Source organism: Meiothermus taiwanensis WR-220, from assembly GCF_003568585.1.
Taxonomy (GTDB): domain Bacteria; phylum Deinococcota; class Deinococci; order Deinococcales; family Thermaceae; genus Meiothermus; species Meiothermus taiwanensis.
This window is the reverse complement of record NZ_CP021131.1, coordinates 207,463-221,256: the sequence shown is the minus strand read 5'-3', so window position 1 is coordinate 221,256 and position 13,794 is coordinate 207,463. Positions and strand designations below refer to the sequence as shown.

General features: G+C 64.7%; 14 protein-coding genes. 7 read left to right on the top strand and 7 right to left on the bottom strand.

What is annotated here, in order from left to right; genetic code table 11:
• Positions 1-12: 12 nt before the first annotated feature.
• Together MTAI_RS14810 and MTAI_RS14805 are read right to left on the bottom strand one after the other, a co-directional pair.
• Complete coding sequence (locus MTAI_RS14810) at positions 13-849, bottom strand: transporter substrate-binding domain-containing protein (RefSeq protein ID WP_027888525.1); 837 nt, start codon at positions 847-849, stop codon at positions 13-15.
• A 20-nt stretch (positions 850-869) separates the two neighbouring features.
• Positions 870-2,018, bottom strand: coding sequence for an aminotransferase class V-fold PLP-dependent enzyme (locus tag MTAI_RS14805; protein ID WP_198525959.1), 1,149 nt, complete (start codon positions 2,016-2,018; stop codon positions 870-872).
• Positions 2,019-2,193: 175 nt separating this feature from the next.
• Here MTAI_RS14805 and MTAI_RS14800 point away from each other — a divergent pair, with 175 nt between their 5' ends.
• On the top strand, positions 2,194-2,877 hold the full coding sequence (locus tag MTAI_RS14800) for a GntR family transcriptional regulator (protein WP_051349844.1): 684 nt from the start codon (positions 2,194-2,196) through the stop codon (positions 2,875-2,877).
• 157 nt (positions 2,878-3,034) lie between these two features.
• On the opposite strand, the gene MTAI_RS14795 is transcribed toward MTAI_RS14800, so the two are convergent.
• Positions 3,035-4,249: an MFS transporter gene (locus MTAI_RS14795; RefSeq protein WP_043983040.1), complete on the bottom strand. Its 1,215-nt coding sequence runs from the start codon at positions 4,247-4,249 to the stop codon at positions 3,035-3,037.
• Entirely contained in the window at positions 4,246-4,587 is a 342-nt protein-coding gene (locus MTAI_RS14790; RefSeq protein WP_027888524.1) for an ArsR/SmtB family transcription factor, read from the bottom strand. The genes MTAI_RS14795 and MTAI_RS14790 overlap by 4 nt, the downstream gene beginning before the upstream one ends.
• 365 nt (positions 4,588-4,952) lie before the next feature.
• Between MTAI_RS14790 and MTAI_RS14785 the strand changes: the two genes are divergently transcribed.
• From MTAI_RS14785 to MTAI_RS14770, 4 genes are read left to right on the top strand one after another with little or no spacing between them, the layout of a single operon-like run.
• Complete coding sequence (locus MTAI_RS14785; RefSeq protein WP_081698415.1) at positions 4,953-6,551, top strand: ABC transporter substrate-binding protein; 1,599 nt, start codon at positions 4,953-4,955, stop codon at positions 6,549-6,551.
• 10 nt (positions 6,552-6,561) lie between these two features.
• Positions 6,562-7,527 carry an ABC transporter permease gene (locus tag MTAI_RS14780; RefSeq protein WP_027888523.1) on the top strand — a complete coding sequence of 322 codons (966 nt, stop codon included), beginning with the start codon at positions 6,562-6,564 and terminating at the stop codon, positions 7,525-7,527.
• A 49-nt stretch (positions 7,528-7,576) separates the two neighbouring features.
• Entirely contained in the window at positions 7,577-8,398 is an 822-nt protein-coding gene (locus MTAI_RS14775; protein WP_027888522.1) for an ABC transporter permease, read from the top strand.
• A 4-nt stretch (positions 8,399-8,402) separates the two neighbouring features.
• Positions 8,403-9,143 carry a PIG-L deacetylase family protein gene (locus tag MTAI_RS14770; RefSeq protein ID WP_027888521.1) on the top strand — a complete coding sequence of 247 codons (741 nt, stop codon included), beginning with the start codon at positions 8,403-8,405 and terminating at the stop codon, positions 9,141-9,143.
• Between the two features lie 387 nt (positions 9,144-9,530).
• Here the strand turns inward: MTAI_RS14770 and MTAI_RS14765 are convergent, their stop codons facing one another.
• The gene (locus MTAI_RS14765; RefSeq protein ID WP_223299774.1) at positions 9,531-10,574 is read right to left on the bottom strand and encodes a C39 family peptidase; all 1,044 of its coding nucleotides are present in this window, start codon (positions 10,572-10,574) and stop codon (positions 9,531-9,533) included.
• Positions 10,571-11,545: an alpha/beta hydrolase family protein gene (locus MTAI_RS14760; protein WP_119339789.1), complete on the bottom strand. Its 975-nt coding sequence runs from the start codon at positions 11,543-11,545 to the stop codon at positions 10,571-10,573. The genes MTAI_RS14765 and MTAI_RS14760 overlap by 4 nt, the downstream gene beginning before the upstream one ends.
• A gap of 256 nt (positions 11,546-11,801) precedes the next feature.
• Between MTAI_RS14760 and MTAI_RS14755 the strand changes: the two genes are divergently transcribed.
• Together MTAI_RS14755 and MTAI_RS14750 are read left to right on the top strand one after the other, a co-directional pair.
• Positions 11,802-12,218, top strand: coding sequence for a BlaI/MecI/CopY family transcriptional regulator (locus MTAI_RS14755; RefSeq protein WP_027888518.1), 417 nt, complete (start codon positions 11,802-11,804; stop codon positions 12,216-12,218).
• 4 nt (positions 12,219-12,222) lie between these two features.
• Entirely contained in the window at positions 12,223-13,101 is an 879-nt protein-coding gene (locus MTAI_RS14750; RefSeq protein WP_027888517.1) for a M48 family metalloprotease, read from the top strand.
• On the opposite strand, the gene MTAI_RS14745 is transcribed toward MTAI_RS14750, so the two are convergent.
• Complete coding sequence (locus MTAI_RS14745; protein ID WP_051304245.1) at positions 13,098-13,637, bottom strand: GNAT family N-acetyltransferase; 540 nt, start codon at positions 13,635-13,637, stop codon at positions 13,098-13,100. The two genes, MTAI_RS14750 and MTAI_RS14745, sit on opposite strands and share 4 nt — an antisense overlap.
• Positions 13,638-13,794: the final 157 nt, after the last annotated feature.

Below are 13,794 nucleotides of genomic sequence, written 5' to 3'. Positions count from 1 at the left end.
CTCCCCTGCTGCTTATTTGGCATACTTCGCCAGCGCCGCCGCCATGTCTTGCCCGCCGAGCCACTTCTTGGAGATGGCGGTGAGCGTGCCGTCGGCAATCATGTCGGCCAGCGCCTTATCCACCGCCGCCTTGAACGCGGCCTCACCCTTGCGGAAGCTCATGGCGTTGAGCTCCACCCCCAGGTCGAAGGCGGGGGCCACCAGCAGCCCGTTTTTCTGGGCGAGATAAGCGCCCACGAAGCGGTTGAAAAGCCCCGCGTCGGCACGGCCGAAGGCCACGTCCATGAGCGCCAGGGTGCCGTTTTCGTAGGTCTTAGGGATGGCCCCGGGGACCTTCTCGCGGACGAACTTCTCCTGGGTTGAGCCCGAAGTCACCGCCACCCGCTTACCGCTCAGGTCCTCCAAGCTCTTGAACTGGCCCACCCGGCTCGGACGGGTGAACACCGACACGCTGATGGCCTGATAGGGGATGGAGAAATCCACCACCTTCTTGCGTTCTTCGGTGACGGTCTGTCCTGAGATTACGATGTCGTACTTGTTCGCTTCGATGCCCGCGATGAAGTCGGCGAAACGCCCGGCGACGAATTCCACCTTGGGAATGCCCAGGCGCTTGGCCAATTCATAAGCCACGTCAACGTCAAAGCCCACGAGCTGCTTTTTGTCGTCGATCATGCTCCAGGGCGGGCTGGCCTGGGTGTTGGCCACCCGCAGCACCCCGGCGGCCCTGACCCGCGACAGCAGATCGCCGGCTTGGGCACCACCTCTTTGCCACAGGCCGATACCCCCTACCGCCAACAGCCCAAGCACCGCGACCGTGAGCCAACCGCTGTTCGGGAAATTGCTCCGCATGCCTACCTCCTTAAGCCCGCCTAAGCCCGCACTTCCTGCTCGAGTCGCCCGAGCGCGACCAGAAACCGCTCAAGTTCGGTCTCGCTGTTGTAGTAATGGACACTCGCCCGCACCAATTCCTTGATGCCCCGCCGGGTCATGTCCAAGAATGTGGAAGGGGCGCGGGAGACATTGACGTTGATGCCTTGCCGCCGCAGGCAGTCGCGTATCTGGTCGGGGGCGTAGCCCTCGAGGGTGAACGAGATGATGCCACACCGTTCGCGACCCAGGTCGAGCACCTCGCACCCGGGAACCTCGCCCAGGCCCCTGCGCACTTGCTCGGCCAGGGCCCGCACCCTGGGCCACGTGTTCTCCAGCCCCCAGGCCAGCGCGTAATCGACCGCGGCTCCAAGGCCCAGCTTGCCCGCGACGTTGCACTCCCAGTTCTCGAAGCGCCTGGCGCCGGGCTCGATCTCGTAGCGGTCGGGTGCTACCCAGGTCGCGGCATGGAGGTCGAGGAAGGGTGGCTCGAGCCGCTGCAACACCTCCCTGCGAGCATAGAGGAAGCCCACCCCACGCGGGCCCCGCAGGTACTTGCGGCTGGTCGCTGAAAGCAGGTCACAGCCGATTTCTTGTACGTCTACGGGCATCTGCCCCACCGACTGGCAGGCATCCAGCAGGTACAGCACCCCGTGCGCTCGGGTGAGCCTTCCGATCTCGGCTGCGGGATTGACCAGCCCCCCGTTGGTCGGGATGTGGGTGATCGAGACCAGCTTGACCCGCTTCTTGAGCATCCTTGAAAGGGCCTCGACGTCTACCTGACCGTGCTCATCGTCAGGGATGACCTCGACCACCGCCCCGGTGCGCCGGGATACCTGGAGGTAGGCGATGTAGTTGCTGGCGTACTCGGCCTGGCTGGTGAGGATCACGTCTCCCGCCCGGAAGGGGATGCTGTAAAAGGCCATGTCCCAAGCCCGGGTGGCGTTTTCCACCACCGCCACTTCATCGGGATGGCAGCCCAGCAGCCGCGCCAGCGAGGTATACACTGCGCTCAACTCCCCCTCCCGCGCACGGGCCGCCTCGTAACCGCCGGTGTGCGCTTCCAATTCCAGGTGGGCCTTGACTGCATCCAACACAGCTTGGGGCATCAGCGCCGCCCCGGCGTTGTTGAGGTGAACCACATGGTTCACCCCAGGAGTCTCCCTGCGGGCTTTGTCGAGGTCAAACACGCTTAACTCCGGTGGCCGAACCCTTAACTTGGGTAGCCGAACCCTGTGAGCAGCAGGGGGTTGGGCTTGGGCTGGCGACACAGTAATATATTGCATATTTGATACTACAAGTCAAGGGTTGAGGTATACTTCACGTGTGCCACTGCCATCACAGGTTCGTAAGGTCAAGCGGGAGCTGGCCCGGGAACAGGTGTACAAACAGCTGCGGGATTGGATCATCGACGGCACACTCAGGCCGGGTGAGGTCATCAAGGATGTCGAACTGGCGGAAGCGCTCGAGGTCAGCCGTACCCCGGTTCGCGAGGCGCTACGCCGGCTCGAGGACGAGGGCCTGATCGAGACCGCCTCGCACAAGTGGACCCGGGTAGCGCGGCTCGACCCCGAGCAGGCCGATGAGTTGTACGGCATCGTGCAGCGCCTGGAGGTCTACGCCCTGGAGCTGGCTCAGTTCAAGCTGACCGAGGCCGATTTCCTGACCCTGGAAGCGGCCAACGCCCGTCTGGCTCAGGCCATCGAACGCCACGACGCCAAGGCGGCGCTGGCGGCGGACAACGCCTTCCACCAGGTCTGGATCGAGCGCTCGGGCAACCGCGAGTTGGCACAGCTCTTGGCGGATTTGAAGGTTAAATTACGCCGCTTCGAGCTGGCCCACTTCGACTCCAAGGACGCGATGGAGTCCGTAAAAGAACATCAAGTCATCGTGGAGTCGCTCCGCACGGGCAAAAGCCGCAAAGCCCTGGAGGCCCTCGAAGGCAACTGGGAGGGAGCCACCGACCGTTTCTCGAGGCGGGTATTGGGCAAACTGGCCAAGAGCCCATAGGCCCAACGGGTCAACCCTCCTGGCCGCCGAAGGGATTTAATCCCATCACCGGCCTCCCGCCCCGCTCCCGTTCGGGGCGCTCGGTCGCCCCGAGGGCTCGCCCTTGCGGCGGCGACTGCCCTAGAGGGGCAGAGCCGGGCGGGGACGTTTTGCCGACTCACCCCGGCGTCGCCCGGTTCCTGAGCCTGGGCTGGAGCATCACTCCGGCGAGCAGAACTACGGCCACGAAACCGCCGTATAAGAAGGACTGCTCGGCGAAGCGGCTCCCCAGCCAGCCGGCCAGGGGGTAAGTCAACGCCCACCACAGGTGGCTCCAGGCGAAGTGTGCCCCGTAGACCCGCCCCTGGAACGCTTCAGGGGTGCGGTCGGCGATGAGTGTTTGAGTAGGCAGGTTAACCCAGTTCTGGCCCGCCCCGGCAAGGATCCACAGGAGCAGCAAAGGGATGAACGGAACGAAATTGGCGGGCAGCACCGCCAGTGTGGAGACCAGCGCCCCCAGCAGCACGAAGGTGGTGCGGGGCAGGCGCCCCTCCAGGGCGCCCACCGCCAGGGCCGCCAGCGTGGCCCCGACCCCGAAGGCCGCCATCCCCCAGCCGTACTCGAGGTCGCCCAGCTCGAGCTGCCCCCGCACCAGCCCTACCGTGCCCACCAAAATCAGCGCACCCGATACCGCCGCGACCAACTCCAGCAGCAGCGCGTAGCGCATCGGGGCGTCCTGCCATAACCGCAGTGTTCCGTCCTGAACGTCGCGTAACGTGGTGGCCTGTGCCGTGTCCGACGACCGATCCACCCGCAGCCTCACCGGCAGGGTCAAGATGAGCAGGGCCGAGATCAAAAAGGTCCCCGCGTCCAAGAAGAAAATGTTCCGTGCCCCGATCAGCCCGGCGATCGCACCCGCCACCCCGGGGCCGAGCACCCCCAGCACCTCGTAGGTCGCTCCAGAAAGCGCGATGGCCTGAGCGTAGTCCTTCTGCCGCGTCACCTGAGGCAGGGCTGCCTGATACGCGGGGGTGAAAAAGGCGGTGAGCGCGTTAAGGGCAAACATCAGCACGTAGACCTGCCAGACCTCACTTACCAGGGGCATCAGCCCGATGACCACCATTCGCCCCAGGTCGGCAGCGACCATCAGGGTCTTGCGGTCCATCCGGTCGGCCAAGGCTCCCGCCAGCGGCGAGAGAGCCACGAAGGCCGTAACCCGCAGCGTGAGCGCCCCGGCCAGAATCGCCGCCGACCGTGCCCCACCCACCTCAAAGGCCAGCAGAGCCAGACCCACCCAGGTAAAGGCGTCGCCCAACAGGCTGGTAGTCTGCGCGGCGTAGAGCCGGGCGAAAAGCGGGTTGCGCAGACTCCGGAAGGGGAGGAGGACCTTCACCGCGAAGCCCCGTGTTCGGGAAGCCCCAGCCGCTGGTGCTCGGCGTGGGCGAAGGCCTGGGTCAGCAGGTCGGCGATGTGGCTCTTGAGGCGGTAGAACACCTTGGTCCCCTCGCGGCGGGCCGTCGCCACCTCAGCCGCCCGTAGCGCCGCGAGGTGCCTCGAGACGGTGCTCTGGGGCAGGTCGAGGCGCTCGACCAGGCAACCCACGCTCTGCTCCCCCTCGATCATGCCCAGGGCGATGCGCAGGCGGGCGGTCTCAGCCAGGGCCTGGAATGTCCTCAGGACTCGCTCGAAGTCTTGCTGGGGGGGTGGGTACGAAACGCCGTGGCGCTCCATGCCGTTGATTATATCCTTTTATCCGGATAGACAAATATATAAACCGCTCGAGCTGTAGGCCGGCGGCGACGGTGGTTTTGGCGAACCACCGTCGCCCGAAAGACCCGCCGGTGTGGCGGGTAGGAGCGGGGCCGGGTCTGCGGAGCGTGGGGTCACCTAACGGCGGGGCAATGCCCGGCTCACCGCCCTGATGCGCGTCCTGCCCTCGCCGGGAAGCGGTTTCCTGACTCCTCCGTGGGCGGCTTTACATTAGCTTAACAATTCAATGCCATCGTTCTCCCATTAACACCACGCAACCTCGCCCACTTCGCTCAACGCTCGGCTTATTCTGAGGGTGGGGATTGCGGCTGTGTACGGGAGGGGAAATGAAGCGATTCAACGTGCTGTCGTTAGTCCTGGCTGTGTCCTTCGCGCTGCTGACAGGTGCCGCACTGGCCGGTCACACTGGCCAGCGCATCATTCTCGCCATACCCCAGGATGAGGGAGAGCTAACTCCCTACACGTACGTGACCGGCTACCCCGGTTACAACATGCTGTCCCTGGTGTTCGACACCCTGATGCTCAACGACCTAGGCGACGTGCCCCGCCCTTGGCTGGCGGAGAGCGTCACCAGCACGAACGGGGGCCGGCAGTGGACCATCAAGCTCCGCGAGGGCGCTGTGTGGCATGACGGCAAACCCCTGACCAGCGCCGACGTGAAGTTCTCCTACGAGTACTACAAGAAGTACCCCCTGATCGGACGTTTCGCTACCGCGGTGCGCGGCATCTCCGACATCCGCACGCCGGATGAACGCACAGTAGTCATCACCCTTCCCCGGCCCGAGGCCAACTTCCAGCAGGTCACGCTGGCCGACGTGCCCATCCTGCCCCAGCACCTCTGGCAGAACGTCACCGACCCCAGGGCTTTCAAGAACGCCACGGGCAGCGGCCCCTTCAAGCTGGTGGAGCACCGCCCGGACCAGTCGTACCGGCTGGTGGAGAATCCCAGCTACTTTGGCGGCAAACCCGGTGCGGACGAGGTGGTGTTGAGCATCATCAAAGACGCCACCTCGACCTTCCAGGCCCTACAGGCCGGGCAGATCAGCGCGACCAGCCGCGAGGTGTTGCCCGAACTGATCGGCCAGTTCTCCAATAACCCACGGCTCAAGGTGGTGCGGGGGCCAGGGTATGCCAGCACCCTGCTGCAGTTCAACACCACGATCCCGCCGTTCAACGAAGTCCGCTTCCGCCAGGCGGTGGCCGGCTTGATCGACACCAAGGGCTTGGTCGAGACGTTGCTGCTCGGCTACGGCACTCCCGGCAACGCCGGCTTCGTGCACCCGCAGTCGCCCTTCTACAGTGCGGCCACCCGTGAGTACAAGCGCCTGAGCGTAGCCGAGGCCGGGAAGGTGCTGGACTCGCTGGGCTACCGGGCCGGCGCGGGGGGTGTACGCGTGGGCAAGGACGGCAAGCGGCTGGAGTTCACGCTTCTGGTGCAGTCCAACAACCCTTTGCGCATCCGTGCCGCGGAGCTGATCGCCCAGCAGGTTCGGCCCGCAGGCATCGTCTTCAACGTACGCTCGCTCGACCCCACCACGGTGCAACAGGCAGTTTGGCCGGACTTCGACGTGGCCAAAGGCCGCAACTTCGAGTTGGCCATGTGGGGATGGTCCGCCCCGGTGACCTCGCAGCTCAACCTGCGCGGGCTGTTTAACTCCAACCCTGCTGCCGGGACGCTCAACATCGGCGGTTACAAGAACCCTACGGTGGACAGCCTCACGGAGCGCATGGTCACCACCGTGGACTTCGACCAGCGCAAGCAGCTCGCGACACAGGTTCAGACCATCATCGCGCGCGATCTACCCTTTATCACCTTGTGGTATGCCGACGGGGTCTACGCCTACCGGCCCGAGGCCTATGACGGATGGAAGTTCCAGAAGGGCCAGGGCATCATCAACAAGCGCTCCTTCTTGCAAGGGCAGTAAAGGGCAGTCGATGCTCAATCGCCTGGGCCAATACCTCCTGGTGCTGCTGGTCGCAGTGACGGTGAACTTCTTCCTGCCCCGGGCTATGCCGGGCAGCCCGTTGCAGTTCCTCGCTGGTGATGAGGTGGCCACGCTGAGCCCCGAGCAGCGCCAGGCCATCCTCCAGCGCGCGGGCTTGGACCAGCCGCTGCTGGTGCAGTTCTTGCGCTACCTGGGCCAGTTGGCCCGTGGCGATCTCGGCTACAGCTACCAGGAAAATCGTCCGGTGCGCTCGATCCTGCTCGAGCGCCTACCCTGGACTCTTCTGCTCACTGCAACCGCCCTGCTCCTCTCCTCGCTCTTCGGCGTCATCGTAGGGGCCCTGGCCGCCTGGCGGCGTGGGGGGATGCTGGACAACACCACCCTGGCCGGCTCGATCGCCCTTGACGCGGTGCCCACCTTCTGGCTGGGGATGATGCTGGTGGCGATCTTCGCCGTGCAGCTACAGATCTTCCCGGTTTTCGGGGCCAGAACTGCGTGGGCCAACTACCAGGGCTGGTCGGCGGTGGTAGACGTGACGCGTCACCTGGTATTGCCCGCCACCACCCTCACCATCGCCAGCCTCTCCGGCACCTACCTGGTGATGCGCTACGCGATGCTCGCCGTGCTGGGAGAGGACTACATCCGCACCGCCCGGGCCAAGGGAATGGCCGAGCGCCAGGTGCTTTACAAGCACGCCCTGCGCAACGCCATCCTCCCGGTGTTCACGGTGTTCATGCTCAACCTGGGAACGCTGGTGGGCGGGGCCGCAGTAATCGAGACGGTGTTCTCCTATCCAGGGGTGGGGCGGCTGCTGTTTGAGTCGGCCACCAACCGCGATTACCCCTTGCTGCAGGGGGCCTTTTTCCTGGTGACGCTTTCGGTGTTGCTTTTCAACCTGCTGGCAGACTTGCTCTATCCCCTGGTTGACCCCAGGGTACGGGGTTCACATGGTTAGCTCTGCTGTTGCTTCGGCCCGATCAAGACGCTGGCGCGAGCTTTCGAAGATGCTTCTGGCTAGCCCTGTCGGCGTTACGGGCCTGGGCTTGCTGACCTTGATGTTGTTTTTAGCCCTGTTCGGCCCGCTGATCGCCCCCTATGACCCCACCCTGCCCAGCGGCAAACCCTTTGAGCAACCCTCGAGCGCCCATCTGCTGGGCACCAACGACGTGGGTCAGGACATTCTCTCCGAGCTAATCGTGGGTACGCGGGTTTCGCTCCTGATCGGCTTTAGCGCTGCGGCAGGCGCCATCTTGATCGGTACGTTGGTGGGTCTGGTAGCGGGCTACAGCGGTGGCTGGCTGGACGGGGCGCTGATGCGCCTGGTGGACGTGATGCTGGTGCTGCCCTTCATCCCGCTGATGATCGTGGTGGCCGCCTATCTAGGACCAAGCACCGGCAACCTGATTGCCGCCATCATGCTGGTCATCTGGGCGCGACCCGCTCGAGTGATCCGTTCCGGGGTGCTGGCCTTGCGCGGGGCGACCTACGTCGAAGGGGCCAGGGCCCTGGGGGCTAGCGACTTCCACATCCTCTTCCGCCACATCCTGCCCGGGGTGCTGCCCATCGCAGTCTCGCAGTTCATTCTGGTGGCATCCGGCAGCATCCTGATCGAAGCCTCACTCTCCTTCTTGGGCTTGGGTGACCCGGTGCGCAAGAGCTGGGGTTCCATCCTCTATTACGCCCAGATTCGCGGGGCTTTTCTCAACGGTTCGTGGCCCTGGTGGGTGGTGCCCCCGGGGGTGATGATCACGTTAGCGGTGCTGGGTTTCGCCCTTACCGGCCGCGCTTTGGAAGGCTATCTGTTCCCGCGCTTGCGCAAAGGTTGATCGTATGCCCAAAAGCATTCTGATGTTGGCGACCTATGGCCTGGAGATCGTGGAAGTGGGTGGTACGCTGGCCCTGCACGCCCAGGGGGGCGATGCCGTACACGCTGCCGTGGTGCTGTCCAGGCCGCAGACCCGCCCCCAGATCGAGCAAGCCGCGAAGATCTTGGGGGTACGGTCGGTGCGGTTCCTGGAGTTTCAGGTCGGCGAGACCCAGCTCGACACCCCCTCCAAAATCAAGCTGGTGCGACTGATCCGGGAGACCCGCCCGGACATCCTGATCACGCAAGACCCCGAGCATTCCTATGCCGACCTCGACCCCGACCGCAGACTGCTCATGCTCTTGTATCTCGAGGCGGCCTCGTTGGCCGGACGGGACTGGCGCATCGAGGAGTGTGGCGGGTTTGAGCGCCACCTGATCCGCGACCTCTACTACATGTCGCCGCACAACCCCAACTGTGTGGTCGAGATCGGATCCACCTTTGCCCTCAAGCAACAGGCCCTGGGGGTGCTCGAGGGGCAGATGGCCTTCACTGCACAGGTGCTGCGCAGCAGGCTTAACCCAGAGTCACTGGAGACCATTGTTCCTGGATATGCCCACCTGTCCGACCTCGAGCTGGGGCGCTCGCTGCATCGCGAAATGGACAAGTCGTCGGCGCTCTATCACGGACTGCTGAGCCATGCCGGGGCCACCATGGCCGAGGCGTTCAGGCATCAGTTCCCCTTTCGGTTGGAACGGTTGCTCTGATCCACGACCTTAGCTGCCCTTGGAGCCTATACGATACCGGATTCAAAAAGATAATCTTCCAAACCGAAGAGCCCCGGAGGCTATCTTTTCGGGTCCCAGAGCATACCCCTCCCTGACGGTCGGCGAAGCAAGCGTATCCCTCCCGAGGGGCGCTACCGCCCTCCGCCACGCGGATAACTTCGGTCGGGTCAGTTCGTCACCGAACGGTGACGAACTAACCGAATCGGGTATGAAACCCTCATCTTGACCGCAGCAACGCTAATTGGCCTCTCCGGGATCGCGGTGATCGTAGGGGTCGCCCTGGACCTACGTGGCTGCTACCGACTGGATCATCGGCATGATACCCCGCCGCTTCGGCGAGGGGACTGGCACGATCCAGTTTTGAGCCTAGCGTGCGGCTTTCGCCTGCAATTCCCGCAGCGCAGCCCGGGCTTCGGCATAGCCGGGTCTATAGCGCAGGGCTGCCCGGAAGTCAGCCAGGGCTAGATTACGCTGTCCCAGCGCAGCCCGGGCTTTGCCGCGCCAGTAGTACGACTCCTCATGGTCGGGAGCCCACCGCAGGGTCTCACTAGCTAAGGAAACCACCTCGCCATGGCGGGCCACCTTGTAGTAAGCCTCCAGGGGACCAAACTGGTACCACAGGGTACGCCAAGGCCAATTACCCAGCATCCCGCCGGGCCGGTCGGGGTCATAGGCCCGGTTGACCGGCAGGCCGCGGGCTTGGTCGTAGGCTTGGGCAGCCCCCACGGCGTCGCCCAGCTTAAGCAGGCTGGTGCCCAGGTTGAACCAGGCGAAGGCGTTACGGGGCTGGGTCCGGGTTTCCTGGAGGGCTACCGCCCGGGCGTGCTGGTCTTCCCATCCCGCGTTCACCCGATCACCCAGCAACTTGCGCACTTCCCCCTCACGGCTTTTGGGATAAACCACTAGATAGGTGCGGTTGTACACCTGCCACAGGCTGTCAAACTCCGTGTACTCGAGGCGTATGTTGGGGCCGTTGTAGGAGTCGTAGGCCCACAAATAGCCCCCTCGTTCGTCGTAGCCGGTAATCAGACGGTAGTGACCCATGCCGCCTTGGTCGCTGACGAACCAGGTCTGGGCGATTACCGGGTAACCCGCTGCCACCAGCCGCCTGATCAACGCCAAATCGCCGGCTGCGCCCCCGTGCACGGCGTAGCCCTGGCTGCGGGCATAAGCTGCCAGCTCATCGGGCGAGACGTTCTTGTCGGCCCGGTTGGGCTTCAACACAGGAGCGGACTGGTACTGCGTCAGCTTGCTCCCCCAGAAGCTCAGGGCCATCCCGATCGTGACGGGGCCGCAGTTGTTGAGGCGTTGGTACTCGTGGCGAACGCCTTCCAGCCGCACCGCCCCGGGCACGGCCCCGGCCGTGGACAGAAGCACGGGCAACAGGAGGTGCACGATCCGCCGGTTCACGATCCCCCTTTCAGGTAGCGGTCGAAGAACGCCACCGAGCGCCGCATAGCCTGGGCGAAGTTCTTGCTCAGGTTGTGGTCGTCTCCGGCGTAGCTATAGAACTCATACGGCTGCCCGGCCGCCTTGAGTTGCCGCGCCAAGGTCTGCGAAAAGGCGTAGGGGACGTGGGTATCGGCAGGGCTATGATGAAGCTGGATCGGCGCCATGCCTTCTGCCAGGTAGCTGTTGGCCGAAATAGCGTTCCAGAACCCGGGGTTCTGCTCGGGAGTGCCGAAGCGATCGAAGATCTCCCGCCTGCGCTGCTGTACCCGAGTTGAGGGTTGCCCACCCATGTACGGTCGCCGCCAATTGTTGACGAGGTCAGTGTAGGGTGCCACCACTCCCGCCCAGATCACCCCGGCCTTGATGCGCTTGTCGACGACCATGGCCCGCAGGGTGAGGTAGCCACCCATCGAGTGTCCCCACATGCCCAGACGCCCGGCATCGACTTCCTTAAGCTTCGCCAGCGAGGAGACTGCGTTGAGCACGTCGATGGTGTAGCCCGGAAACCAGTAGGCTCCCTCGGCCTGGCCCTCGGAATTGCCGTGCCCCCGGTAATCCGGCTTGAACACGACATAGCCCGCCCTGGCCAGTGCGTCCACGTACGCCTCGTAGCGCTGGGTGGTGCGGTACTGTTCGGGCGGGATGTAACCGTGGTTAAACACGACGGCGGGCCAGCCGCTCTTCGGCTTGGTGCCCGAGGGTACGGTCAAGAGGGCGAAAATCTTCAGGCCATCGGAACGGTAGGAGGCGATGTAGCGCCGGTAGTTCGCGCCCGAGGTGAGGGTGCGCTCGACGGTGATGGCGCTGCCCGGGTAACTGCGGGCGCGCAGGGCCTCGATGCTGAGGGGGTCAGGCTGCTTGCTCTGGCCCAGGGCGAGGCCGCTGGACAGGAGCGCTGCGATGCCAAGGGATGGCAGGATTCTGACCATGCCTGTCAAGTTAAGGTTTTACGGTTAAGTTTCCGTAAAGCCCTCCGCGGCCAGGCTAAGGTTGCGGCCATCAACTCTACCGAGCAGGCCTCGAGCGTCCTTGAAGTGGGCATTTAGCTACCCGTCACCCGCTACGCAGTGCCGACGGTACTTTGACGAGGTTTCAAGACCTTGATTGGCCCAAACGCGCACACGGAGTGCAGCTAAGGCAGTCACGACCATGTAAAACCTGTCCTCCGACAGGTACACTGAGCCTATGGGCGAGGTGCGCTCGTTCCACCTCAACGAGCAGGGGTTGCAGCGGGTCCTGGGCGGCCTCGAGGCGGCGGTGATGGAAGTGCTGTGGAAGCATGGGCCCCAGACGATCGCGGAGGTGCAGAAGGCCTTGTTGCCGCAGCGGCTAGCCTTCAACACGGTGATGACGGTGCTCAGTCGCCTGGTCGCCAAAGGGCTGGTGACCCGCTGCCAACCGGGTGGGAGGCGCTCGGTCTACGGAGCGGCCCTGTCCAGGGAAGCCTTCGTAGAGGGGTTGACCCACGACGTTGTGGTAGGTCTGGTGCGCGATTTCGGGGACTACGCGGTGGCCCAGTTCGTCGCTGCGCTCGAGCGCGAGGATCCCGGGCGCATCGCCGAGCTCGAGGCCCTACTGCGGCGCAAACGGGAAGGCTCGTGAGCCTATGGGTCGCGCCATCGAGGCCAGCCTGCTCACCTTGCTGCTGCTGCTGGGGGCGCCGTTGCTGCTGGTGGCAGGCACCAGCGGTCACCCGGGCATGAGCGGGGCCTTGGACTGGCTCGGGGACTGCTGGTTCGCCCTCCGGGCAGGAGAGGCGGCCGTCGGGCTGGTTCTGCTGGCCGCGCTGGGTCCAGGGGCTCTCGCGGCTTTCCGGATGCTGCGCGAGCTGGTCACGAGGTGGGCTCTGCTGGCCTCACTGCGCCGTGAGGTCGGCGGGGCCGCCCAGCCCCCCGATCTCAGCGAGCTCGCGCAGAGCCTGGGCTTGAGGCGGGTGGTATACGTGGACCGGCCCGACGTGTTCGCCTTCACCCAGCTCTCCGAGGTGGTGGTGAGCCGGGGCCTGGTCGAGCTGCTGCCCCGCGAGGAGCTCAAAGCTGTCCTGCTGCACGAGCGGTACCATCTGATGCGCCGCTCGGTCAAACGTGGCCTGTGGGTGGCCGGCCTGACCGCCGCCACGGCATTCCTGCCCGTCGCACCGCTCCTGCAGCGGGCCTGGTGGTTACGGGAAGAGCTCGACGCCGACCGGGCGGCGGCGGCGGTGGGCGGTGACGTGGTGGCCTCGGCCTTGTTGCGCCTCGCACGGCATGCCCATGCAGAGTCGGCCCCGAATGCTGAAATTCTAGGCTCGAGCCTGGCTCTGCGGGTGCAGGCCGTCTTGGGGCAACCGGCGCCTCTTTTTGAGGGGCACCGCTGGCGGGCGGCTGTGGTGAAAAGCGCGCTCATCCTGGCGGCACTGTCCCTCGTACCACTCCTGCTGCACGCCGCGCCTCTGGAGTGGCATCTGCGGGACTGGTTACCCCACGGCCCGGGTCAGAGCTGCTAGAGGGGCAGGCCGCACAGGTCGAGCTCCCCTTCCGGCCAGGACCTGCCCTGACAGGCGAACGCCATTGCCGCCAACTCACCCTGCACCCTGCCGCCGGGCTGCTGGAAGTAAAACGGCCCTTGCACGCGCTGCCAGCCCAGGCGTTCATAGAAGGGGACCAGATCCTCCGCGCACATCAACCAGGCGAAATCGCACTTAAGCCGGTCGCCGATGAACCCGATGCTCTCCCGCAGCAGCACGGAGGCGTAGCCTTTGCCCCTCGCTTGCGGGAGAGTGGTCACCGCCCCTACCAAGCCCAGCCGCACGTCCTCCACCCCGACCTTCGCCGGGCGGTGGACGATTTCCAGCATGCTCACCCACCGGCCTTCATGGCTCAAGAAGCCGTACCACTGAGGCCGGGAGAGCTTGAGCGAGCTCCGGAAAGTGCGGGCTTTCCACCAGCGGTAGCGCACGTACTGGCTGAGCGAAAGCTGCTCCGGGGGGACGATCCAGACTTGCTGCTCCCAGGGAAGAACGTCGACGAGAAAGTGATTCATGGCGGGGACCCCCCTTTACACTACAGCGTGTAGTGTAAAGACCCCATGTTAAATCTGCGTAAAGCTAGTGGCCAACCCGCCTGCGCATCCTCCAGGCGCAAGCCACGCGGTTCGGCCATCCCGCCCGGGTGGAGCATGCACCCTTGCCGCATGGCGC